We start from the raw sequence: 24,668 nt of genomic DNA, 5'->3' as shown, positions 1-24,668 counted from the left end.
AGAGAGGATCTTTCCATGTCAGACTACACCGCCACGATTCGTTGGCTTCGCCTCCCACAAGAAGTGTTCAGTGATAATCACTACAGCCGTGGGCATATTTGGGAGTTTGATGGCGGTATCACGGTCCCAGCGTCAGCGTCACCACACATCGTCCCCCTGCCCTACGCCATCGCCGACAACGTTGACCCTGAAGAAGCCTTTATTGCCGCCATTTCAAGCTGTCATATGCTCACATTTCTTGGCATCGCCGCGAAACGTCGTTATGTGATTGACCGCTATGAAGACAAAGCGCAAGGGCAGCTTGCGCAAGATAGCAAGGGCCGGACAAGTGTGACTAACGTCACCTTAAGGCCTGACATTATTTTCTCTGGTGATCGCCAACCTGACCATCATCAGATCACAAAAATGCACGACCTCGCCCATCAGCATTGTTTTATCGCCAATTCCGTCACAACCCATATCACCATTGAAATCACCGCTCTTGCGGCCAATACCATCGCGCCTGACAAAATTGAACCATGAGTTTGCCCCGACCCACGCCAATCATGTTAGACTTAATGGTAGATAAGCGGGAAATCCCGTTCCACTACCCAAAATTTAGAGCCTAATAATGCCTTTCTCGAAACTCGGCTTAAGCCAACCGCTCACTGACGCAATAACCCAACTTGGCTATGACAAACCCACTCATATTCAAACTCAAGCGATTCCTGCCATTTTGCAAGGTCAGGACCTGATTGCCGCAGCCCAGACAGGAACAGGAAAAACAGCCAGCTTCGTGTTGCCGATATTAGAAAAACTCAGTCAAGGGCAAACCCAGCGCAAAAAGCGGATCCGTGGATTGATTTTGACCCCAACACGAGAATTGGCGATACAGGTAGAAACTAAAATCCGTGATTATGGGCAACACCTGCCTCTGACCTCGCTTGCTCTCTATGGCGGAGTCGATGACAAAGCACAAAAACAAGCCTTGATTCAAGGGGCGGATATTGTCGTGGCGACGCCAGGGCGACTGCTGGATCTCTACGGGCAACACGCCATCTATTTTGAAGAGATTGAAGTACTGGTGCTTGATGAAGCGGATCGCATGCTCGATATGGGCTTTATTGAAGACATCAACAAAATACTCGACCGATTGCCCACTGACATTCAGCATCTGCTCTTTTCTGCAACCTTATCGAACAAAGTGCGTGATTTAGCAAAAACGGCCGTCCATCATCCCTATGAAATCACGATTGCGGCCAACCAAGCCTCAAAAAAGAGCATTGAACAATGGTTAATTACCGTCGATAAGGACAAAAAATCCGCCCTGCTTAGTCATCTGATTAAGGAAAATAACTGGGAGCAAGCGCTGATCTTTATCGAAACCAAACACGGTGCGGCCAAATTGGTACAGCAGTTGGAAAAACGCGGCATTGATGCTCAAGCCTTCCATAGTGGCCGCAGTCAGGCCGTCCGTACCCAGTTACTCGCCGACTTTAAGGCGGGCCGTATAAAGTACCTCATTGCCACTGGAGTCGGTGCCCGAGGCATTGATATCGAGGACCTAACCCGAGTCATTAATTATGATTTGCCCTTTCCAGCCGATGAATACGTCCATCGTATTGGCCGCACTGGCCGGGCCGATGCACAGGGTGAAGCGATTTCATTCGTTTCAAAAGATAACTTCAAAAACCTATGTATGATTGAAAGCCGTTTAGGCCACATGATTGAACGTCGAGAAATCCAAGGGTTTGAGCCAAAGAAAACAGTCCCTATGAATCGTGATTTTCAACAGTAACCCTATCGATTTTCAAACTGGCTCCGTAAGTGGCGTGTTCTGCCTCGTCACTTACGGAGCAGTGAGGAACCAGCGCCATGTCTTGACAAGACAAATGAGGACAACCCACACAACTCAGCCCACGTTTCTCAGGCCAAGCCGATAAGGACCCTCTCGCCGCCTTATCGGCCTTGCTACTCACATTTAAACAGGGTGAGGCCTCCCAGAATACAGATCTCGGCACACTGGTGTTCTCGATGCGGTTTCGGATCGCCGATCAACCAACTTAGGCAAATCCAATCAATTACACCGTTTTCAAAACAAGGGCCATGATGTTCAACATTAGGTTGGTTTGGCGACTAGGCCAGTAATAATGTCGTTTGCAGATAAGCGTATAAAGTGGTTTCATACAGACTTCTAGTTTACACTCTGTCTCAACCACGTTCAGACTGACTAACACTGACATGACAATACCGACGACCATCACGTTTTTTGAATTCCTAACGCCGCTGATTGCATCAGGAAAAAAGACCATTACTATTCGCGATGAATCTGAGTCTCATTATGTACCCGGCAGCCAGGTTGAAGTACTTGTCCTAGAAACCAGAAAAAAAGTATGCGATATCAACATTCTCGCCGTCGAACCGCTTCATTTTGATGATATTAATCAATTTCACGCGGAGCAAGAATATATTGAGTTACCCAAACTCAAACAGCTCATTCGCGATATCTACCCTGACACCGATACACTATTCATGATCACGTATGAACTGATTCCATCATGACCCAGTTCGACATACGCCCCGCCCGCCCCAACGACTTCAACTTTCTGTTTGAATTAAAAAAGTACGCAGAAAAATCCGCCATTGAGGCGGTGTTTGGGTGGGATGACAATCAGCAAAAGCAGTGGCATCTCAATGAATGGCAGCAAGGCCAACCCAATGTCATTGAGATTGACGGCACAGCCAGTGGCAGTTTTTTACTTCAGGACAAAGGGGATTATTTTTATTTTGGCCGTTTTTTTTACTTCCACACTGCCAAGGTCGCGGCATCGGTAGCCAAATACTCAACCACTGCTTCGCGATCGCCAGAGATAAAAACAAACCGATCAGGCTAAGCTATTTACAGGGGAACCAAGTTGAAGGGTTGTACACGCGATTTGGATTTGAGAAAACGGGCCATGATCGTCACTTTGTCCACATGCAAATGTGTCCGACAGCAAAACAACTGGCAACAAGCTAGGCATCAAATCTACTGACTTTCGAATGGTATGTCTTGATTTTTGTGACTTTCCCTCATTCGTGCAAAATAGTCATAAATCATCGACTCATAACGGCCGTCCCGCTTCATTTCACTCAACACGCTATCAAACTTCGCAACGAGGGCTTGGTGCTGGCGAGCTTTAGAAAAGGCAATGTAGCTGGGCGTCGCTTCAATGGCGGGCGTCAATACCTTGATGTCTTGTTCTAGGCCCTCGGTCACTAAAACGCTCCTCGCACCAAATTCGTTATTGACCCAAAGATCAGCGCGTTTGGTCCGAACCAAATGTGCACACTCTGCCATGCTGTTTTTCTGAAAGACTAACTTGAACTCACCCGTTGCTATCTTTTTGTCCATCCGTTTGCCATAGCTGACCCCGTTAACCACGCACAGCGTGATTGAAGAGGCATCGCCCGCGAGCACTTCTTCAGGGTCGTAATTTCTCTCAGCAAGGGACATCAGGCTAATATTTTGCAAAAATAGAACATTCTGGCTGTAGTCAGCAAACGTTTCCCGTTCTGGGTTTTTAAACGCGGTGAAAATGGCATCGGCTCGCCCGCGCTTCACCATATTAAGCGCCCGAGCCCAAGGCAACACAGTAATTTCGACAGGCACATCAAGGTGATAGAAAATATACGCCACGACTTCAGTCGCCACGCCACTGACTTGCCCCCCTTCCACCTCAATATAGGGTGGATATTCTAGCGTCACCAACTGGAGAGGTTCAGACGCACGAGCTTCCCACCCAAGCATCAAAGCAAACAGTGTAACAATTCGTAATCCTTTCATCCTGACTCCATGTGATCACCAACCTTCCACCCATCTTGCTCTCTTTCAAGGAAAGCACGACTCACAATCGACCCCATTTTTAGGATCAATCACTTTTAATAATAATATTTGTCACCAATAATGTGCGATTTTTTACAGATTTGCCTTGGAGGCCATCAGGAAATAACAAGTCGTCGTTGCGAAACAAGCACTAGACGACTGGTCTAATTTGATTTATAGTCTTGGCCATGAATACCAAAATCCAAGATACACGCCAACATATACTCGAAGTTGGTTACCAGCTCGTGGTCACTAAAGGTTTTACCGCCGTTGGTTTGTCCGAGCTCCTAAAAGCAGCCGATGTCCCCAAGGGATCGTTTTATCATTACTTCAAGTCCAAAGAGCGGTTTGGTGAAGCCCTGATCGACGATTACATTAAGACTTACCTTGCTCGTATCCATGGGATACTTGCGACGGATGAAGGGAATGGCTACCAACGCCTAATGGGGTATTTTGGTCGTTGGCTGGAAATCGATAGCGGCGTTTGCAACGCCAATCGTTGTATGGTGGTTAAGCTCAGTGCCGAAGTTTCTGATTTGTCGGAACCCATGCGGTTGGCACTAGCCAGTGGTGCCGAACAAATTATTCAAGCCATTGCACGATGTATTGCCACTGGAATAACGGACGGCTCCGTTGGTGTTACTCAGGCGGAAGCAACCGCGGCCCAGCTTTATCAGCAATGGCTTGGGGCGAGCCTGTTAAATAAACTCGCGCAAGATCAGTCTCATCTTCATCGCTGTCTTGAAACAACTCACGTAATTTTAAACCCGTAAAAATATTGTTCCCGGCTCACGTTAGTACGGGAGCTTGGCTTACCTTTAATATAGACGACCGGTCTAATAATAGGAGACACAATGACCCATATAAATCGACGTATTGTGCTAGCATCGCGCCCTAATGGAGCACCTAATGCTGAAAACTTCCGTCTCGAAACCAGCCAAAAACCCGTTCCAAATCAGGGGGAAGTCTTACTTAGAAGTGTCTACTTATCCCTTGACCCTTACATGCGCGGGCGCATGAGTGACGCAAAATCTTACGCAGAACCTGTCGCCATCAATGAGGTGATGGTTGGCGGTACAGTCTGTCAGGTTGAGGAATCACGACATCCCAATTATCAAGTAGGTGATTGGGTTCTAGCGTACACTGGCTGGCAGGACTATTGCATTTCCAACGGCGAAGAACTGATCAACATGGGCCAACAGCCTACCGACCCTTCTTACGCACTCGGCGTGATGGGCATGCCCGGGTTCACTGCCTATATGGGCCTGCTGGATATTGGTCGACCAACACAAGGGGATACGCTTGTCGTCGCCGCGGCGACTGGCGCTGTAGGCTCGATGGTCGGCCAGATAGGCAAACTCAAAGGGTGCCGTGTGATTGGTATCGCTGGTGGTGAAGAGAAGTGCCGATACGCCAAAGATCATCTCGGCTTTGATGAATGTATTGATCACAAAGCAAAAGACTTCTCTGCACAACTTATGGCAGCCTGCGATCAGGGAATCGATATTTATTTTGAAAACGTCGGAGGACACGTCTTTGACTCGGTAATGCCTTTGCTCAATACAGGGGCGCGTATTCCACTTTGCGGTCTGATTTCCCAATACAATGCGACAGAACTGCCACAAGGCCCTGACCGCATGTCTCTGTTGATGGGCCAATTATTAGTCAAGCGAATCAAGATGCAAGGCTTTATTATATTCGATGACTACGCCCATCGTTATAACGAATTTGCCAACGATATGGGTCATTGGTTAGCAGAGGGAAAGATTCACTACCGTGAACATCTCGTGGAAGGTCTGGAGGCGGCCCCTAGCGCCTTTATGGGCTTACTAGAAGGCCAAAACTTTGGCAAGTTAGTCGTAAAAACCAATCAACCTATGCAGGTCAACAATGATTAAACTTCATCATCTCAACCAATCTCGCTCAAAACGTATTATTTGGCTGCTCGAAGAGTTAGGCGTTGACTATTCGATTGTTTCATATCGTCGCGACAACGTAACATTCCTTGCACCGCCTGAGCTCAAGGCAATTCACCCACTTGGAAAGTCGCCGGTCATTGAAGAACAAGGCCGAGTCATTACTGAGTCTGGCGCCATGACTGAGTATCTGATCGACAAGTACGCCGCCGACACCCTAGCGCCTGCCAAAGACACTGATGAGCACCTAGATTATCTACAGTGGATGCATTTTGCCGAAAGCTCTGCCGCCCTCCCCCTTCTATTGAAAGTGTTTGTGGCCAAAGATGGGGCTGCGATGAACTTTTTGCCCGACTACGCCGAGTTGGAACTGGACAAAGTGATGAGTTACGTCAACTTACGCCTTGAAGGCAAGCGCTACCTCGTCGCTGACAAACTGACTGGGGCCGATATCATGATGTCTTTCATCATCGATATTCTGACTCAATTTGGGTTACGTCAACGCTACCCCAATATTGACCGCTATTCTTCTCAATTGGCAAGCCATCCAAGTTTTGCACAAGCCAACCGTCTTGAAGCCCAGTACGGTTAAGCCTCCAACTGAGCTACCTTATCATGGGTAGCTCACCTTCTATTCCTTTATCCTTCTTTTCGTTCCTCCGCTCTCTTCGAGCAACGATAGTCAGGCTCTATCAATAAAATAGCGACAACCCATTTTATTGATACGCCTTCGGAGACTATTCTCAATGCAAGAAAGATAGCCTGTCCCTAACAGGGTCTCAGAACTCGATACAATAGAAGTCTTTGACTCACATTAAAAAATCAGGTTGACGGGATGCCATCTGGCAAAGCATTTCAGTGGCAACCTTAAATAAAGTGACACTCAAGGAGCAAATCATGGAACACAAACACAGTAACACCGGCGGTCAATGCCCTGTGATGCACGGCGGTGCGACGTCATCACAACAGTCCAATGTCGCTTGGTGGCCCAATGCCCTTAATCTCGATATTCTCCATCAACATGATCAAAAATCGAACCCGATGGGCGACGATTTTAACTACCGAGAAGCACTCAAGAAACTCGATGTCGCCGCTCTCAAACAAGATATGATAACACTGATGACCACCAGTCAGGATTGGTGGCCCGCAGACTGGGGGCATTATGGTGGTTTGATGATTCGCATGGCCTGGCACTCGGCTGGCTCCTACCGAACCGGTGATGGTCGCGGTGGTGCCGACACCGGCAACCAACGATTTGCTCCCCTAAATTCTTGGCCAGATAATGCCAATTTGGACAAAGCCCGACGCTTACTCTGGCCTATCAAACAAAAATATGGCAACCAAATAAGTTGGGCGGACCTCATGATCCTCGCGGGTAACATGGCTTATGAGTCAATGGGCCTGAAAACATTTGGTTTTGCCTTTGGTCGTGAAGATATCTGGCACCCAGAGAAGGATATTTATTGGGGTGCTGAGCAAGAATGGTTAGCAGAAAGTGACGCTAAAAACAGCCGCTACTCCGGTGATCGCGATCTTGAGAACCCCCTTGCGGCGGTCATGATGGGGTTAATTTATGTCAATCCAGAAGGCGTTGATGGTAACCCAGATCCACTCAAAACAGCCCAAGACATGCGGGTGACATTTGAACGTATGGGTATGAACGACGAAGAAACTGTTGCGTTGACCGCAGGTGGACATACCGTGGGTAAAGCCCATGGGAATGGGGACGCGTCAAATATCGGCGTTGAGCCTGAACGCGCTGACCTTGATGAACAGGGCCTAGGCTGGAACAATCACACCGTTCGTGGTGTGGGTCGCGATACCGTCACTAGTGGCATTGAAGGCGCGTGGACAACCCACCCAACACAATGGGACAACGGCTTTTTTCATCTGTTATTGAGCTATGACTGGTCACTGCAGAAAAGTCCGGCGGGCGCTTGGCAATGGGAACCTGACAACATTAAACCAGAAGATAAGCCCGTTGATGTAGAGGATCCTAGCCTTCGTCATAACCCTATGATGACAGATGCCGATATGGCATTAAAGCTCGACCCAGAGTACCGTAAGATATCTGAACGATTCTATAACGACCCAGCTTACTTCTCAGACACGTTTGCCCGTGCATGGTTTAAGCTGACTCACCGGGATATGGGCCCTAAATCACGCTACTTCGGCCCAGATGTCCCAGCTGAAGATTTGAACTGGCAGGACCCAGTTCCAACGGGGCGTCGTGATTATGATATCAACATGGTCAAAGCAAAAATCGCCAATACTGGACTCAGTGTCAGTGAACTCGTCTCAACAGCATGGGATAGCGCACGCACCTACCGCCATTCCGATAAACGAGGCGGTGCCAACGGTGCTCGTATCCGCCTTGCACCACAGCATCAATGGCAGGGTAACGAACCTGACAGGCTCGCTAAGGTGCTTGCGATCCTCGAACCGATAGCTGCTGATTGCGGGATAAGCCTCGCTGATACGATTGTCCTCGCGGGCAATGTCGGAGTGGAAAAAGCAGCGAAAGCCGCAGGCAAAGTCATCACCGTCCCCTTTTCACCGGGAAGAGGGGACGCGAACGCCGAGCAAACCGATGTGGCTTCGTTTGATGTTCTAGAACCTGTCGCTGACGCCTTTCGTAACTGGCAAAAACAGCACTACGCCGTCAGTCCTGAAGAATTGATGTTAAATCAGGCCCAGTTACTTGGCTTAACCGCACCAGAAATGACCGTACTGATTGGCGGTATGCGCGTCTTGGGCACCAATCATTCACAAACGCACCACGGCGTCTTTACTGACCAAGTCGGCGTATTAACGAATGATTTCTTTGTTCATTTGACCGACATGCGTTATTTATGGAAACCCACAGGCCGCAACACGTATTCAATCATTGAACGAAGCAACGGAAAGGAGAAATGGAGCGCAACACGAGTCGACCTTGTCTTTGGTTCCAATTCAATCTTGAGGGCCTATGCAGAAGTCTACGCTCAGAACGACAGTAAAGATAAGCTGATCAACGATTTTGTGAGTGTCTGGTGCAAGATCATGGACGCTGATCGCTTCGATTTAAACCTCTGACGGTTGATCTAAACTCTCCCCCGCCACGGCGTGGGGGAGATGGATAACGTGAACACTAATGACGAAAAGCTTGGGTAATATGGAAAAAATCGTGAGCTTGAACTAGATTTAAGAGGCACAACCAATTAAGAGTCAGGGTGCATATTAAAACCCCTTACCCCAATGCGTTAAGTGAGGAGAGTTGGCGATGAAACGTTTCGAATTCTTTAAGTTATTTGACACCAGAGAGCTGTTCATTTTTTACTGATCACTCTGCCTACCGATAATCGTTGATCTGATATACGACCGAAGCTCATCGCTGTCGGTCGGCGATTGATAATATCAGAATACAAAGGCAAAGCGATGACACGTCCACCCCTGTTCATTCCTAGCCCCTTTCTATATTCTCAAGGTCCCTTAATTTGAGACCAGAATGTTCAAAAATCAGGCACAAAGACCATACATCAACCCGACCATCACAAAGTCACAAAGTCACAAACATGTTGCATTTTTGTTAACTCCTCCCCCTACATAACGTGACTGCAGTAGCGACTTTTAAGTCTGCTACTACTAATTAAATTCGCACTCAATAATCTAGTTAAGATTGTCATTAACGAGAAAGTGCTATGAGAAAAATAACGACCGTCTTCGCGGTCATCGCCGCGGTTACCCTACCTCAATACAGCCATGCAGAGGCGATATTGCATGCCTTCAACTGGAAGTATTCGCAAATCACCGCTCAGGCGCACAACATTGCGGCCTCGGGCTATAAAAGCGTCCTGATTTCACCCGCAATGAAGTCAAGCGGAGCGAAATGGTGGGCTCGTTATCAGCCTCAAGACTACAGGGTGATTGATTCTCCACTTGGCAACAAGCAGGATCTTGACGCCATGATTTCTGCCCTCTCTTTGCATGGTGTCGATGTCTATGCCGATGTCGTGCTTAACCATATGGCTAACGAAGCGACGCAACGCAGTGACCTCAATTACCCAGGCAGCCTTGTCCTTGCAGACTATGTGACTAACGCGTCTTACTACGCAAACCAAACGTTGTTTGGTGACACAAGCCAAGATTTGTTTTCTTCTGCTGACTTTCACCCTTCTGGCTGCATTACCAACTGGCAAGATCCCGGTCACGTTCAGTATTGGCGGCTATGTGGTGATCATGGTGATACCGGCTTACCTGATCTCGATGAAAACCAATGGGTCATCACGCAACAGAGAGCCTATCTGAGTGCATTAAAAACCATGGGTGTGAAGGGGTTTCGTGTTGATGCGGTCAAACATATGAGTCAGTATCAGATAGACCAAATCTTTACACCAAACATCCTTTCAGGCATGCGGGTTTTTGGTGAAGTTATCACAGGTGGCGGGGCTGGAAACCCAGAATATGACACCTTTTTGGCGCCCTATTTAAACAATACCGACCACTCTGCTTACGATTTTCCTCTGTTTGCTTCTATCCGCAGCGCATTCTCTTTTGGCGGTCGCTTAAACCAACTGCATGACCCTAAAGCTTATGGGCAAGCACTTGAAGACGCACGTGCCATCACCTTCACCATTACCCATGATATTCCCACTAACAACGGATTTCGTTATCAGATCATGGACCCCATCGATGAACATCTCGCTTATGCTTATATTCTCGGCAAAGAAGGGGGTACACCGCTTATTTATAGTGATGAGCTCCCTGATGATGAGGATCAGGACAATGGGCGCTGGGCTGATGTCTGGAAAAACCCGACCATGGTTAAGATGCTTAGATTCCACAATAGGATGCAAGGACACACCATGACCATGATTCACAGCGATCAATGTACTCTGATGTTTAAACGCGGCAAGCAAGGGGTGGTTGCCATTAATAAATGTGGTGAACCCCGTTCATTGACACTCGACACAGATCACTATGAACTGAACTGGTACGTCCCTTATACTGATACCTTAACCGGCCTGTCTACCACCATCCGCAGTCGCTACCATACCGTGAGTATTCCAGCACGCACCGCAAGAATGTGGATGCTCTAACAAAAACAGCGGATTAATCTGTAGGGTCTGGTGATGATCAGACCTATCGTTGAGGGTATCTTATAGCGACTTTTACTCGACGTCACAAATGTGCAAAAATACTCACCATACTGTTATCACTTGAGTTGCTCTATGAAAATACACGCCGCTATCTTTGATATGGATGGCCTCTTGCTCGACACCGAGCGAGTGTGCATGCAAGTTTTCAGACAATCCTGTACTCATCTCAACCTCCCCTTTTTTGAGCAAACCTATCTGTCTATGATTGGCCGCAATGCGGCGGGCATCGATGAGGTACTAAGAACCGTGTACGGCGAGGATCTAGACGCACTCCATGCTGACTGGAAAAAACACTATGATGCCATTGTTGAGCATCAAGCTATTCCCATAAAGCAAGGGGCTATCGAGTTACTGACTTGGTTAAAACAGCAGCAGCTGCCTATTGCTGTCGCGACGTCCACACACCGCGCCACCGCGCAGATAAAACTAAGGCTCGCCGGGCTTGACCAATATATTGATGAATTAACCTGTGGTTGTGAAGTCACCAAGGGAAAACCAGACCCTGAAATTTACCTCCTTGCCGCAAAACGGTTAAACATCAACCCTGTCAACTGCCTCGCGCTCGAAGATTCAAATAACGGGGTTCGCAGTGCCGTTTCTGCTAAGATGACCACATTCCAGATCCCCGATTTGGTCCAACCCTGTCGCCAAATAAAAGCACTTGGCCACCAAATTGTTCCATCCCTGCATACAGTCCTCGATCACCTCAAACAACACCATACGGGTTTATAACCCGTATTTAGCGACCTACGCTCCCCCATTCGCCAAGCCTTATAAACATTGTCCATTTGCAATAACCAAAGGTTCTAATAATCTGATCATAGGGGGTTTTTATCTCAAGTCTCCCCCTCCATATCATCTAGGTACTTAACTTCATTTTGGATAAGGAATGACAATGACGCATCAATACATACCACCGAAAGTTTGGACAATGGATGACGAAAATGGCGGTCAATGGGCGAGCATCAATCGCCCCGACTCTGGCGCACGTCACGAGCAAGTATTGCCGGTCGGATCACACCCAATCCAGCTTTATTCCATGGGCACGCCAAATGGTCAAAAAGTGACCATTATGCTTGAGGAGTTACTCGCTCTAGGTATCACTCAAGCCGACTATGACGCTCACCTGATTAAAATTGGTGATGGAGACCAGTTTGGATCAGGGTTTGTTGCTGTGAACCCTAATTCAAAAATCCCAGCCTTAGTCGACCATTCGGACAATACGCCAACCCATGTGTTTGAATCAGGTAATATTTTATTGTACCTCGCTGAGAAGTTTGGCCATTTCTTGCCCAAAGCGTTCGCGGCAAAAACGCAAGCCATGAACTGGCTTTTCTGGCTGCAAGGATCAGCACCCTACCTGGGGGGCGGCTTTGGTCACTTTTATGCTTACGCACCTGAAAAGTTTGAGTACCCTATCAATCGTTTTGCTATGGAAACCAAACGTCAACTCGACGTCTTAGATAAGCAGTTAGCCAATAACGCGTTTTTTGCTGGGGATGAATACAGCATTGCTGACATCGCAATATGGCCTTGGTACGGAAATCTGGTTTTAGGAAACATTTACGACGCCAAAGAATTTCTGGATGTAGACAGCTATCAGCACCTAAAACGCTGGGCACTTGCCGTCGAGGCCCGTTCGGCAGTCCAACGTGGACGCATTGTAAACCGTACGTGGGGAGAAGAGTGGGAACAAGTCGCTGAACGCCATAGCGCCCAAGACATCGACAAAGCACTTAAATTAAAACGCTAACTCGCCCTCGTTGACCCTCTATTCGCATTCGTATCGAGGGTCACTCCTCCCCACCATCGTTGGTCTTTCCCAATAACGACTGTGCGCTAGCGCACCCTATGATAGCCATTGGCTAAACAAGCTTGATTCTCGACCTTAAAACGATAATAATTATCATTACAATAAGGTTGGAGGTAATAATGGACAACCAGCAAGCACTCTACAATGGCTATTTCAAAGCTCAGGATCGATTTCTTGAACAGCATACACCCTGTGGATTTGAACCCGATGTGATCCACGATTACATCCACTGGGCGCTCACGTTGTCATCCGTTTATGAACGCGGTGAGGAGAATGAGAACCCCCTACTGTGCGAATTTTATTTACGTCAGGTCTATTTTCACCTACTCGATGCCATTCAAGACGCCCTAAGGAGTCGCACCTTCAGACGAGTTTGCCTTGACGCCGTGCACACCCCTTTGTTCAGCCTCAAGCGCTACTACGACCAATGGGAAAACGGTGATATCAAATTTATTGAACTACAACATCAATTGCAGCGGTTACGAACACCGCTCGACTAATGATAAAGGACATTTCCAATGACGCTAACTTCTCAATTGCCAGACTCCAAAGACGGTCAATACCGTATCGAAAAAGACAGCATGGGTGAGGTCAAGGTGCCGACCGATGCCTTATACCAAGCGCAAACTCAGCGTGCTGTCGATAATTTTCAGTTCAGTCGTCACACCATGCCACAGGCTTTCATTCAAGCGCTTGCCTACATAAAGCAGACCGCCGCAATTACCCATGCTCAACTTGGTCTGATAGAAGGTGATATTGCGAATGCCATTGCTGATGCAGCGCAATCTATCATCGATGGTCAGCATAGAGAGCACTTCCCCATTGACGTCTTTCAGACAGGTTCTGGGACCAGCTCCAATATGAATGCCAATGAAGTCATTGCGACTCTAGCCAGCCGCCTTCTTGGTGGGGATGTTAGTCCAAACGATCACGTTAATATGGGACAAAGTAGTAATGATGTGGTCCCAACAGCGATTCAGATCAGTGCTGCTCTCAACGTCGAACAACAGCTGATCCCAGCACTGAATCATTTTATCGCCAGCTTGCAAACCAAACGTCAGGAAGTCGGAGCGAGCGTAAAAACCGGCCGTACCCACCTAATGGATGCCATGCCCGTGACCTTTGATCAGGAACTGGGTGGTTGGCAATACCAACTGGAACAAGCGAAAGAAGCTCTGCAACAGAGCATGAAGAATGTCAAAGCACTCGCTCAGGGCGGAACCGCAGTAGGCACAGGCATCAATGCGGACCCACGTTTTGCAAAGGCTTTTGCTGACAACTTATCACAAGCGACGCACAGCACATTTACGTCCAGCAGCAACTTCTTCTATAACCTCGGCAGTCAAGATGCCATCGTAGCGCTTTCTGGGCAGTTAAAAACCACCGCTGTCACGATCATGAAGATCGCCAATGATCTAAGGTGGATGAACTCTGGGCCACTCGCAGGCTTGGGCGAGATTGAGTTGCAAGCCCTGCAACCCGGGTCATCGATTATGCCCGGAAAGGTTAACCCTGTCATTCCCGAAGCCGCAGCGATGGCGGCGGCCCAAGTCATCGGCAATGATACGACCATTACTTTAGGTGGTCAGTCAGGCAACTTCCAACTCAATGTGATGTTGCCCGTGATTGCTCACAACCTACTTGAGAGTATTTCACTGCTTGCCAACAGCTCGATAGCGCTGGCCGACAAAGCCATTGCCACTTTCACAGTCCGTGAAGACAATGTGCAAGTGGCATTGGCCAAAAACCCCATTCTCGTGACGGCGCTCAATCCAGTGATTGGTTACCTTAAAGCCGCCGAGGTGGCCAAACAAGCTTATCGGGAAGGGCGAGCAATCATTGACGTGGCAGAGGAGTCGACGGAACTTGACCGAGCAACTCTCGAACGCCTGCTTGATCCCGCCACTCTCACTCAAGGCGGTCTGGCAGACTAAACACGGGTAAGTAAAAGAATTGAGTTTCAAAGACAACCGAGAAAGTGGCGTGACCGTCGGCGCCATTTTTCTAATGACCTCCATACCGTGCAATATGAGTGTGTCTGGTATCGCTCGCGGGACTGGGTCAGTAAACCTATGATCCCTCATTCTTAAAAGACAATACTGTTGCCAACACACCCTACTTAAATCCTCAATCGTTGCAATAATTGCATAGAAAATAGAGCGTTCGTCCGACAAAGACGGCAACGAGTACTAGAACATACGCACCGGTGTACTAGTATCAGTACTGTGTCAGGTGCTGACTTCCTTCGCTAGAACTTGAACACAACCATGACTTACTTCATTTTCGCCCACTGGATGGGCGTTTTTTTTTGCCACTACCCCCACCCTTGGCCACTTTATTTAATAGCCTATTGTTGTTTTCACTAGCCAATGGTCAGAACCGGAAGGTATCGATGCGCTGCTTCTTTGACATATTTTTCGGCCGCCCCCCACTGACTGTAACCAGAGGTGATCGACCGCAATCATCGAGAAAGGCGGGGTATCAAACGCCTGAGCCCAATCGGGCCAACTTGCCACCGGTGCTTTCTGAAAGGTCGGCAACACTTTAGCAAAACGCAAACTGACCGAAGACAGGTTAAAATCGCCGACCACCAATACCTCATCACTAGGGTACAAATCAATTAAGGATTCGACCGTTCTGATCACGGCATTGCGTCTATACCATAACACTTCCGTTCTAGGAGAAGGTGGGTGGGCTACGATCAAGGTAACGGCGGCTTGTTTATTCGGAGACCAAGTCCCCCGAATAATATGCTGTTCATCCGGTGTCACAAAAACCGACATATTTTTCAACGGTGAGACGCTCAAAATCATTTGGCTTGAGGGATAGCCGACGTCTTCCTGACCGTTATAAATGTAAGGGTAAATATTACTCAACCCATGCAACTTTTTACTAATCTCTGGCAAGACTTCCTGCAAGACAATGAGATCTGCAGGTTGGGAGATCAAGTAATTAATAAACGGTGCAACATCCGCATTGTCATAAAACAGATTAAACTGAATCACAGACACCGAATTATCGCAATCAGCCACCAGCTGCTGATGCGCCTTGGGTGTCATCAACATGAAAGCCCCCCCTAATACAATAGAGATAGCACTTGGCGCCCATCGCTGCATAAGAACGAGCATAAACGCAAAAAAGGCGTAAATGAATAAAAATACACTGGGGTAGGCTGCAATACTTTCCACCCACCAAGTTGACTCGTTTAGAGCCAGCCCAGCCCATATCAACGCGGGGCTGTAAACGATAAACCATACTATCCAACGCCTCACCAAAACTCCTTTTCATAGAGGATGTTGGTCTAAGTATGTACCATCTCAACAGAAATAGGACGGTTTCAAGACCAACCCATTGATTTTTTGTGCACAATATACGGTTTAAATTGGCGATTGCGATATGACAAGAATCGAGAGTTTCTAAAACATGAACTTTCTACTACGCTCTAAATAAGTAACCAGTAGCATAACAATTATGAAAACTAAACGTCATTTAGGCATCGACAAACAGCTCGTCATCGTGACCCTTGCGATCAGTATTACGCTGGCTTTTGTCAGTGCAGGCATCAGTTTCTACCTTGATTTCACTCGAGAAACCAACAACCTCGATAAACAGATGCTCAAAATCGAGGAGAATTACTTGGCCAACCTCCAAAATAGCATGTGGGAAGAGGATACAAAGCAATTGCTTGCCCATGCCTATGGGATATATCAGCTGAATTCCGTCGACCAACTCACCATCATTGATAGTGAAAAGACCATTGTAAATCTAGGGGTTGATATTTTAGGCCGTAAGGTCATCAACATATGGGATCTCACCTATCAGGCTGGGAACAAGAGCTACACTCTAGGTCAGCTGAAGGTAGAAACCGAGTTAACCCCCTTATATGAGCAGCTGTGGCACCAGTTTATACTGTCACTCATGTTAACTTTTGCTCAAACATTCTTCATCGTCATCAGTTTACTGCTGGTTACTCTTCAACTTATTCTGCGCCCGATTGCCACACTCTCCAGCGCGATGGCGAATTTTGATAACGGCCCCACCCCGAGTAAAATTCCACAGCCCAAACGTTTATTTCATGATGAAATCAGTGCTCTAACGAATAAATACAACCATTGCGTGGAACAGTTACAGACCAATTATCATGAATTAGTGAGGGCCAAAGAGAATGCTGAAATAGCCAATAGAAAGAAAAGTGAATTTCTTGCCAATATGAGCCATGAGATACGTACACCCATGAATGGTGTTGTTGGGGTGGCTGAATTGTTCAAAGAAACACGGCCCAGCGAAGTACAAGTCAACTACATCAATATCTTACTTGCCTCTTCACACACCTTGCTCGACATCATTGATGACATTCTAGATTTCGCCAGAATAGAAGCCGGAAGTTTTGAGTTAGACCCGACCCCACTGGCTCTTAAAGCCTTTATTGCCAAGCAAGCGGGAGAATACGGAGTCCGCGCTAAGCAACAAGGGCTCTTGTTTGATTGCCATATTGATCCATCGGTACCGGTCGAGGTTGAAGCAGACGCCATACGCCTCAAACAAGTCCTCAATAACCTGATTGATAATGCAATTAAATTTACCGAACGTGGTTATGTTGCGCTCAACGTCAGAGCCATGCAAACCGTAAACGGTGATGAACTGTATTTCGAAATCAAAGACACAGGTATCGGTATTGATAAGAAAAAACTCGATGTCATTTTTGATAAATTCAATCAGGCCGACAGTAGCACAACCCGACAATACGGTGGAACAGGTTTAGGGCTGGCTCTTAGTCAGAAAATCGTCGAGTCCATGGGCGGAAAAATTAACGTTATTAGTGAAGTCAGTATGGGTAGCCGATTTTATTTCTCCATCCCCGTGCAAGTGTCTGTTGCAGCCACTTCAGCTTCAGACCTCGCGCCCATCCAACCCAATTTAGTCTCCTTCCCAGACACATCGGGCACTCAAATGATCAATCTGAGACCAAAATACAATACTGGGCTTCGCGCATTAGTTGTCGAAGATAATGACGTCAATCAGCAGGTCATTGACGTGATGTTAAACCTGCTTGGATTAGACGTCGTGATGGCCAGCGATGGGCTGGAAGCACTTGAGTATTGTCAGAAAAATGAAGTCGATGTCATTCTGATGGATTGCCACATGCCGGTGATGGATGGTTATGAGGCCACTCAAAAAATTCGTCAACTGGAAGGCTGGGCTGCGATTGTCCCTATCATTGCGGTGTCAGCGAACATTATCAAAGAAGATAAACAAAGGTGCTTGGAGATAGGAATGAACAGTTTCCTAGCAAAACCCCTCAAGCCACGAGAAATTGAAGCGGCTCTGGTGGAGTTTGTGCCAAGTTATAAAAACTTGCAAAGAAAAACCAAGGACATCACCACAACAGAATCACAGCAAAAAACCTAATTGTTATTCCAAGCCCCCTTGACTGGATGGTAAATCGACTCATCGATATAGTGACAAAAATGCCATCAATAGTGATTATTTAACCGCGGCACTATTTAAATGACGAATAGTCATCTAGATTTAAAATGGGGAAATGCCAAGGAAGAACGATGATTAAGCTTTTTGTGTTGGTTTGCCTGTTGATTATCTCACCATTAAGTATTGCGCAATCTGACGATAAAAGCGTTCGCTTTGTTGTTGGAGACTGGGAGCCCTATACGAGCAGCCAACGAGATCCCGAGCTGAAAGTTGCCGAAATTTTGGTCAGAGAAGCCTTTGCGACGCAGGGTTACAGTGTCTCCATCGACTATCACCCTTGGAGTCGAGCCTACCGCTATGGCCAAACTGGCCGTTACGATGGAACCTTCCCTTGGTTCAAAAATAGTGAGCGCGAAGAGTTGTTTATTTTTTCATCTCCTCTTTTCATTCAAAAAATCGTGTTTTTTTATCATCAAAACAGCCAGTTTAATTGGCGAAATATCGGCGATCTCAATCAGTTTCATATTGGTGCAACACAGGACTATGAAGTCACGCGCTTACTCAAAACTCACGGAGTCACGCTCGACATCGCGAACACGGATCAATCTAATTTTATCAAACTCGGTAAAGAAAGAATTGACGCTTACCCTGCCAGTGTCGAGCGAGGCTCTTATATGTTGGGCACTCTGCTGTCTGCCACACAACTGAATCAGATCGAGGTTCACCCTAAACCGATCATAGAAAGGGCGATGTTTTTGATGTTTTCCAGAGAAAATTCTGAACGCAGTAAACACCTTAACACCGTCCTCCACAGCGGAATAAACCAACTCATCGAATCAGGCGAGTATCAAAATATTATCGGAGCTCACGACAAACAAATCACCCACTCTCATCCCACGCTTGCGCCAACTGCAACACCAGCATCCCAGCCATAGAACCACGATCAGCAAGGTCTCAAATCGAATAATGTTGACAATGGGGTTACACAGCTGAATCAAAAGCCGCTAAAATCATCAAAGATGATACGTGTAAAGAGACCACTTAGCCGATGTACCGTTATGGATGCCTATTGTACTGGATGTTTTACCTCCCTGCCGCGCAGGGTGCACAGGACCTAGAACAAAGATGGCAGACGTTTTATCAGCAAAGTTGGCAGGCCGTTCCATTGACCGTCAGCCAAGCACAACTCAGCCAGTTCCCCAGTATTCTGCTTAAAGATGACGCGCAATACCCTAATTTTGATAAAGTGAGCTGGCAAGAGATTGAATCCTTATCTCTCGTGGTAAGTGCTTGCTCGGCCCCAGCAGACCTCAGCCCCGACTTACACTATGCCGTGGAATTCGAAACTCGGCTTTGTCAGGGAAAAACCATACCGCTTGACTGGTTTGCCCGCCATCCTCTCCTGCACCCCGCCGGCGGCAGTTTTGCTGATCGGTACCTCATCCATCACCCAGAATTACCCGTAACCCCGGCATTAACACGTTACTTAACCCTACACAATGCCCAGCACCCTTTACACCAATCTCTATCTGGTTTATCAGGTCAGGGACGTGACGCTTTGCTGAATGGTTATCAAGCTTGGTTGGAAAAAGAAACGTTGTGGTTAAGCAGCGAACAAGGGTGGAAAGCATTATCCAAGCAAATATGGCGGCCCATTGCTGACAACTTGGGAATAACCCTGAGAGGCGACCGCTGTGTGTTAGATTACAGCAACCTCTGCGTCAGCGATACCAAACCTCGCTCTCCCGCGATGATGATAGTGATCACCCTCTTATCCATAGCCATTGTTTGTATGGCATTAAGGACCGCTTATCTAAAACGCCTACAAAACAAAGAAAAACAGTTTGTTCTGCAATTGCTAACTCACGAGCTGCGCACACCCATCACCAGCCTCGGCTTAACTGTTGAAATGTTCCGCGAACAGTTTGATCAACTGCCGGTCGTCACTCAAGACGCCGTGTGGCGATTGATGTCTGATCACCAGCGTTTATTTCAGCTCACTGAAAACAGCCAGGTCTATTTAAGTGCCCATGGTGAAGACGCATTACTCAAACAAACGGCATCAGTCAAAAATTGGCTGAGTCATGTGTGCGAAAAACACGGCCTCGAATACACACTGAACCAAGACAAACAACTGACATTGCCATTCTATTGGCTATCCATCTGCCTTGATAATCTGATCAAAAACGCCAAACAACACGGCCGTAGCCCGATTGAGATAACCGCGACACTCTCTGAGGTACTGCGCATTGAGATTAAAGACCACGGGCAATTCCCTAACATCGCTCATCGATGGTTCAAACGAATTCACCCGCCCTCACGCAATGAAAATATGGGCGTCGGTTTAAGCATTGTTGCCCATTTAATGACTCTGATGGGAGGAAAGCTCCACGTGCGTCGCCACCCTACTCGCTGCCTGTTGGAACTGCCACTATGAAAACACTACTGCTGATTGAAGATGATCCGTTACTGGGCGAGGGGCTCACTCGCTGGTTTGAAATGAACCATTACCGTTGCCTGTGGGTCAAAGAGGCAGGGCACGTTGAAAAACACTGGTTTAAAGCCGATCTTGTGATTTTGGACCGAAGCTTATCAGACGGAGACAGTCTCCATCACCTGCCACACTGGCTACTCCTTAAAGGCTTACCAGTGATCATACTAACGGCAAAAACCGACACTCAGCAAAAAATCGAAGGGCTGATGGCAGGAGCAAAGGACTACGTGACCAAACCTTTCTCTAACGATGAACTGCTTGCTCGAGTGGTCAGTCAGCTGCGTCCTATCGGGGCCTGTAAACTCAGCTACGCTGATCTTGAAATCGATCTCGCCAAGCGAGAAGCCTTGATCGGCAACCACTCTATCACGTTAAAACCTAAAGAGTTTCAATTGCTCGTATTATTGATTCAAAATCAGGGCCGAGTGTTCCATCGAGACGAATTACTCAATAAAGTTTGGGGCTATCAAGCCTTCCCCAGCACCAGAACCATAGACAACCATATTCTGCGCTTACGCCAGAAGCTACCTAAGCTAAACATTGAAACCCATCGTGGTGTTGGCTATCGACTTAATAAGGGCAAGGTATGTATTTAACCGTGTCGACCTTTATGATCGCCATGAGCATCAGCGTTGCCACTCATAGCGCTTGGTTTACCGACACCCCTTTGGCACGGACCTATCAGGCCTTATTGAATCAACAACCTCAACTGGCATGGCAAGAGTTACACATTGCGCTGCGCCAACACGCACTCGACAGCCGATATTGGTTACCGGTCAAGCAAGAAATTCTGCGACAGTCTCAATGTGGTCAGCAGTTAGGGCAACACAGACGTCACCAACCCCTAAACCTCAGCATCAGTTTAATAAAACGCGTTGGCTTATCATCACAGGGCTATCAAATAAAAATCTCAGCGCAGCACTCAAGCAAATTGATGCCACTGGAGTTACGATCACCGACAGACATCGTTTTACTTAGCGGTAAACTCTTAAAGCTGTCTGACTATCAAGAGCTCGAGACCAACGATTTACTCAGCCGACCTGAATCGGGTATCTATTCACTGAGACTTGGCGATGAGATGTACCCAATCATCGTTGCCATACAAAGCAACCAAAGTTGGCTAACCCTAGACCAAGAGGCGCAACGTATTCACATTACCCCTCCCAAAAATTCAGACACATGCTCTGGAGCTTTAGCTTCGTGGCAATGGTTCGATAAAGACTATCAAATGTTGGGGGGCCGTTTCCCAATTTTGACCTTCAACGCACCCCCTCCCAAGCAAGTTCCCTCTAAAGCTAAATACTTAAGCGCGGCTGTCACCATCTATGAGTACCAACAAGGGATAAGAATAGAATATATCCACCGTGTGGCCATCCCATTTATCCCATCAGAACCGTCAACGGATTGAGACAATAAGGTGACAATTGGGCCATCGGTTACCGCTCTAATAGACGCTTGATCTACTGAACGAGTTTATTATGATTTATCCCCGATTCCATTGTCGACCTCACCAAGCCTACCAGCGTATTTTCCTTGGTTTGGCCATAGCCTTGGCGCTATTGATGGCCGTATCTAGCCACGCCAACCCGATTGTTCTCAGCAACGCCCAGCATCGTATTGTACTTGATCCAAACACGCTCAATATCGAATGGAACCGCCTGTTGGTTAACGCCCCTTATTTCAACGTCAACCAGCAGAAGCAAACCGCCTACCATCCGATCGTCAATGATGCAAACAACGCGACGTGGCAATTACGCCCCAGTGGCATCAAAGCGACAGCAACCCTAGATGAAAACGCGTTATTAATCAGCTTCCTTGCTCCACAACAACCGGCTATCCGGCGCGCTCACCCAATGGTGCTCGAGTGGTTTCATCTCGCCAACCAACAAACCGACACCTTATTCTTACCTTTTAGCGAAGGTATGCGTATTCCCACTAACAACACACTCTGGGCACGCTATCTGGTGGACAACCACCATGGTGCAAACACGACCCAAGACTTAAAAATGCCATTCTGGACCATTCAACAGGGCCACCGCTATATCAATTATCAGTTAATCACGGCAACCAATAATACCCTTGGTTTTACTCGTGCTCAGCCACACATTGGTATGTCAGCACAGCACCAGTTTACCCCCCTCAATCAAGCACAACCTTTTACCGTCCGCATAACTTTGGGTGACCACTGGATTGACGGAGCCAAACACTATCGGCAATGGCGGATCGATAACCAACAATCTAAGCCTCTCAGTCAACAACATAAAGCCAATCCTCAGATTGAGAAACTGATCGGCGCCAGCCAAGTGTATGTGTTCGGACGGGGTCTCATCAGCACCTTAGACGTTATCGATTGGTCAGGACTCAAGCACTGGTATCTCAAGCAATCAGGTTTGTCGATCTCTCAATCCGTACTCAAGTCATTAGGCTCGGCCTCTGGCCCAATCACGTTTTACGAAAAACAGCGTTTGGTCAACTCGATCAATGCCTCTCTCCAACTTCGCTACCCTACCCCTAGACCAACGTTGAACAACAACACCATCGCAGCGCAATACAAATCAGCTCAACAACAAAAACAATGGCTCAAGGCTCACGCATCAGACTATCTTGTTGCCTCACAACGCTGGGGGCAGGCGCTGACTTTAGACATGGTAGACAACCTGACTTCAGCTGGGCTGAACAAGCTGTGGCTCGGGCTAGACAATTGGATGCCCGCATTCTACCAACCCGAAGTGGTCGATAAAGCCAAAGACGCTGGATTCTTAGTCGCGACTTACGACTCTTACAATACCGCGATCCCTCAAGGCATCAACGATAGCTGGTTGACCGCTCAACTGCCGGATCCCATGCGAAATGAGTGCGCCATCGAAATGGCCGATGGCCACAAGAAAAAAGGATTTCGGGGCAAAGGGTTTTACCTCAATCCAAATTGCCAGATCAATTACGTTAAACAACGTATTCTTGATATCGTGCACTACGGGCATTTCAATAGCCTGTTCCTTGATGTCGATGCAACCGCTATGGCCCGTGAAGATTACCGCGATAACAGCGATCAGCAAGCGATGCTGAATGCGTTTAATCAACGCATGGCTTGGATTGCGAAGCAGCATCATCTCGTATTGGGTTCAGAAGATGGCAACAGCCTCACCACCAGTGGGATTGCCTTCGCTCATGGATTAGAAACCGTTGGTTTTGGCTGGACTGACGCAGAAATGAAGCAAGACACCAGCTCACCCTACTTTCTCGGGCGCTGGTACCCCGACCACAAGCCGGATTTTTTCTTTACATCCGCGCAGGTAAATGAACCGTATAGAACCTTGTTGTTTGACCCTAGATATCGGGTTCCAATGTATCAAGCGGTGTTCCATGATGAAGTGATTAACAGCCACCATTGGCACAGCGACAGCCTTAAGTTCAGCAATGTAAAAACTCAGCGTGATCTGACATCAATGCTGTATAACACCCCAGCGATGGTGCATTTAAGCCGTGATGAAGCGAGTTCAGTCAACAGCCCAAGAATTCAGGCTCTGGCGCATTATCAACAAGGTTTTTCACCCGTTCACCAACAACTTTGGGACCAGCAACTCATTGACCTAGTATGGCTTGATGAGAATGGGCTCATTCAGCAAAGCGTGTTCAGTGATGGCAGCAAAATCATTGCTAATTTCACCAACAGCACCACTCAGCAAGCTGGCGTCAGTATGGATAGCTACTCGATGCTGGCGTTGCTCAGCAATGGTCAAAAAATACGTTGGCAAGTCACCCCATAGCAGCCATGTTCAACTTACCCCTGTTGTATGTCGTCAAGAGGTCTATTTCTACAATCATAGCTATTTCATAAATGGAATTTATGATTCCAAAATTATAATTTAACCAAAAGTAACATTAGTGTTAGTTTAATTAGCGTTGGTTACACTGATGCAAACTTCTGCTTAACTCGGCGAAGAAAATGTAACAGTTTGGATATGGATATTTAACCAGCGACCTCCAAACTAAAAAAAATCTAAATTATTGCCCTCATTTACCCGCACAATATGCC

General features: G+C 47.4%; 21 protein-coding genes and 1 pseudogene. 19 read left to right on the top strand and 3 right to left on the bottom strand.

What is annotated here, in order from left to right:
• The first annotated feature begins 15 nt into the window (after nt 1–15).
• The 4 genes and pseudogenes from HLM86_RS09025 to HLM86_RS09010 all read left to right on the top strand — a co-directional run bounded on the left by HLM86_RS09025 (nt 16) and on the right by HLM86_RS09010 (nt 2,998).
• Nucleotides 16–522, top strand: coding sequence for an OsmC family protein (locus HLM86_RS09025; protein ID WP_170882633.1), 507 nt, complete (start codon nt 16–18; stop codon nt 520–522).
• 88 nt (nt 523–610) lie between these two features.
• Nucleotides 611–1,777: a DEAD/DEAH box helicase gene (locus tag HLM86_RS09020; RefSeq protein ID WP_170882632.1), complete on the top strand. Its 1,167-nt coding sequence runs from the start codon at nt 611–613 to the stop codon at nt 1,775–1,777.
• Nucleotides 1,778–2,220: 443 nt separating this feature from the next.
• Nucleotides 2,221–2,541 carry a N(4)-acetylcytidine aminohydrolase gene (yqfB, locus tag HLM86_RS09015; RefSeq protein WP_076590150.1) on the top strand — a complete coding sequence of 107 codons (321 nt, stop codon included), beginning with the start codon at nt 2,221–2,223 and terminating at the stop codon, nt 2,539–2,541.
• Nucleotides 2,538–2,998, top strand: a pseudogene (locus HLM86_RS09010) (GNAT family N-acetyltransferase). Before yqfB ends, HLM86_RS09010 begins: the two are co-directional and overlap by 4 nt.
• A gap of 9 nt (nt 2,999–3,007) precedes the next feature.
• Here the strand turns inward: HLM86_RS09010 and HLM86_RS09005 are convergent.
• Nucleotides 3,008–3,805, bottom strand: a complete 798-nt coding sequence (locus HLM86_RS09005) for a substrate-binding periplasmic protein (protein ID WP_170882631.1) — start codon at nt 3,803–3,805, stop codon at nt 3,008–3,010.
• Nucleotides 3,806–4,032: 227 nt separating this feature from the next.
• On the opposite strand from HLM86_RS09005, the gene HLM86_RS09000 reads away from it, so the two are divergent.
• The 4 genes from HLM86_RS09000 to katG all read left to right on the top strand — a co-directional run bounded on the left by HLM86_RS09000 (nt 4,033) and on the right by katG (nt 8,835).
• Nucleotides 4,033–4,617, top strand: a complete 585-nt coding sequence (locus HLM86_RS09000; RefSeq protein ID WP_076590152.1) for a TetR/AcrR family transcriptional regulator — start codon at nt 4,033–4,035, stop codon at nt 4,615–4,617.
• An 81-nt stretch (nt 4,618–4,698) separates the two neighbouring features.
• The gene (gene curA, locus HLM86_RS08995; RefSeq protein WP_076590153.1) at nt 4,699–5,742 is read left to right on the top strand and encodes an NADPH-dependent curcumin/dihydrocurcumin reductase; all 1,044 of its coding nucleotides are present in this window, start codon (nt 4,699–4,701) and stop codon (nt 5,740–5,742) included.
• Nucleotides 5,735–6,352: a glutathione S-transferase family protein gene (locus tag HLM86_RS08990; protein WP_076590154.1), complete on the top strand. Its 618-nt coding sequence runs from the start codon at nt 5,735–5,737 to the stop codon at nt 6,350–6,352. The genes curA and HLM86_RS08990 overlap by 8 nt, the downstream gene beginning before the upstream one ends.
• A 305-nt stretch (nt 6,353–6,657) precedes the next feature.
• Entirely contained in the window at nt 6,658–8,835 is a 2,178-nt protein-coding gene (gene katG / locus HLM86_RS08985) for a catalase/peroxidase HPI (protein WP_076590155.1), read from the top strand.
• Between the two features lie 233 nt (nt 8,836–9,068).
• Here katG and HLM86_RS20310 read toward each other — a convergent pair whose 3' ends face one another.
• Entirely contained in the window at nt 9,069–9,200 is a 132-nt protein-coding gene (locus tag HLM86_RS20310; protein WP_281249534.1) for a hypothetical protein, read from the bottom strand.
• A 240-nt stretch (nt 9,201–9,440) separates the two neighbouring features.
• Between HLM86_RS20310 and HLM86_RS08980 the strand changes: the two genes are divergently transcribed.
• From HLM86_RS08980 to HLM86_RS08960, 5 genes are all read left to right on the top strand, one after another.
• Entirely contained in the window at nt 9,441–10,838 is a 1,398-nt protein-coding gene (locus HLM86_RS08980) for an alpha-amylase family protein (RefSeq protein ID WP_170882630.1), read from the top strand.
• Nucleotides 10,839–10,970: 132 nt separating this feature from the next.
• Nucleotides 10,971–11,630 (top strand): HAD family hydrolase, encoded by a 660-nt coding sequence (locus HLM86_RS08975; RefSeq protein ID WP_170882629.1) that lies wholly within the window; start codon nt 10,971–10,973, stop codon nt 11,628–11,630.
• Nucleotides 11,631–11,793: 163 nt separating this feature from the next.
• Nucleotides 11,794–12,651, top strand: a complete 858-nt coding sequence (yghU, locus tag HLM86_RS08970) for a glutathione-dependent disulfide-bond oxidoreductase (RefSeq protein ID WP_076590158.1) — start codon at nt 11,794–11,796, stop codon at nt 12,649–12,651.
• A 179-nt stretch (nt 12,652–12,830) separates the two neighbouring features.
• The gene (locus tag HLM86_RS08965; protein ID WP_076590159.1) at nt 12,831–13,211 is read left to right on the top strand and encodes a hypothetical protein; all 381 of its coding nucleotides are present in this window, start codon (nt 12,831–12,833) and stop codon (nt 13,209–13,211) included.
• 18 nt (nt 13,212–13,229) lie between these two features.
• Nucleotides 13,230–14,645, top strand: coding sequence for a class II fumarate hydratase (locus HLM86_RS08960; protein ID WP_076590160.1), 1,416 nt, complete (start codon nt 13,230–13,232; stop codon nt 14,643–14,645).
• A 405-nt stretch (nt 14,646–15,050) separates the two neighbouring features.
• Here HLM86_RS08960 and HLM86_RS08955 read toward each other — a convergent pair whose 3' ends face one another.
• Nucleotides 15,051–15,983 (bottom strand): endonuclease/exonuclease/phosphatase family protein, encoded by a 933-nt coding sequence (locus HLM86_RS08955; protein WP_076590161.1) that lies wholly within the window; start codon nt 15,981–15,983, stop codon nt 15,051–15,053.
• A gap of 199 nt (nt 15,984–16,182) precedes the next feature.
• On the opposite strand from HLM86_RS08955, the gene HLM86_RS08950 reads away from it, so the two are divergent.
• From HLM86_RS08950 to HLM86_RS08925, 6 genes are all read left to right on the top strand, one after another.
• Nucleotides 16,183–18,120, top strand: a complete 1,938-nt coding sequence (locus tag HLM86_RS08950; protein WP_170882628.1) for an ATP-binding protein — start codon at nt 16,183–16,185, stop codon at nt 18,118–18,120.
• A gap of 149 nt (nt 18,121–18,269) precedes the next feature.
• Nucleotides 18,270–19,073, top strand: coding sequence for a substrate-binding periplasmic protein (locus HLM86_RS08945; protein ID WP_076590163.1), 804 nt, complete (start codon nt 18,270–18,272; stop codon nt 19,071–19,073).
• A 143-nt stretch (nt 19,074–19,216) separates the two neighbouring features.
• Nucleotides 19,217–20,575 carry an ATP-binding protein gene (locus tag HLM86_RS08940; protein ID WP_245798253.1) on the top strand — a complete coding sequence of 453 codons (1,359 nt, stop codon included), beginning with the start codon at nt 19,217–19,219 and terminating at the stop codon, nt 20,573–20,575.
• On the top strand, nt 20,572–21,228 hold the full coding sequence (locus HLM86_RS08935) for a response regulator transcription factor (RefSeq protein WP_076590165.1): 657 nt from the start codon (nt 20,572–20,574) through the stop codon (nt 21,226–21,228). Before HLM86_RS08940 ends, HLM86_RS08935 begins: the two co-directional genes overlap by 4 nt.
• Nucleotides 21,219–22,040: a DUF2861 family protein gene (locus HLM86_RS08930; protein ID WP_076590166.1), complete on the top strand. Its 822-nt coding sequence runs from the start codon at nt 21,219–21,221 to the stop codon at nt 22,038–22,040. Before HLM86_RS08935 ends, HLM86_RS08930 begins: the two co-directional genes overlap by 10 nt.
• 70 nt (nt 22,041–22,110) lie before the next feature.
• Nucleotides 22,111–24,399, top strand: coding sequence for a glycoside hydrolase (locus tag HLM86_RS08925; protein ID WP_170882627.1), 2,289 nt, complete (start codon nt 22,111–22,113; stop codon nt 24,397–24,399).
• Nucleotides 24,400–24,668: the final 269 nt, after the last annotated feature.

This window comes from Vibrio ostreicida (assembly GCF_013074385.2).
Lineage (GTDB): Bacteria > Pseudomonadota > Gammaproteobacteria > Enterobacterales > Vibrionaceae > Vibrio > Vibrio ostreicida.
This window is presented reverse-complemented; position numbering and strand designations above follow the sequence as displayed.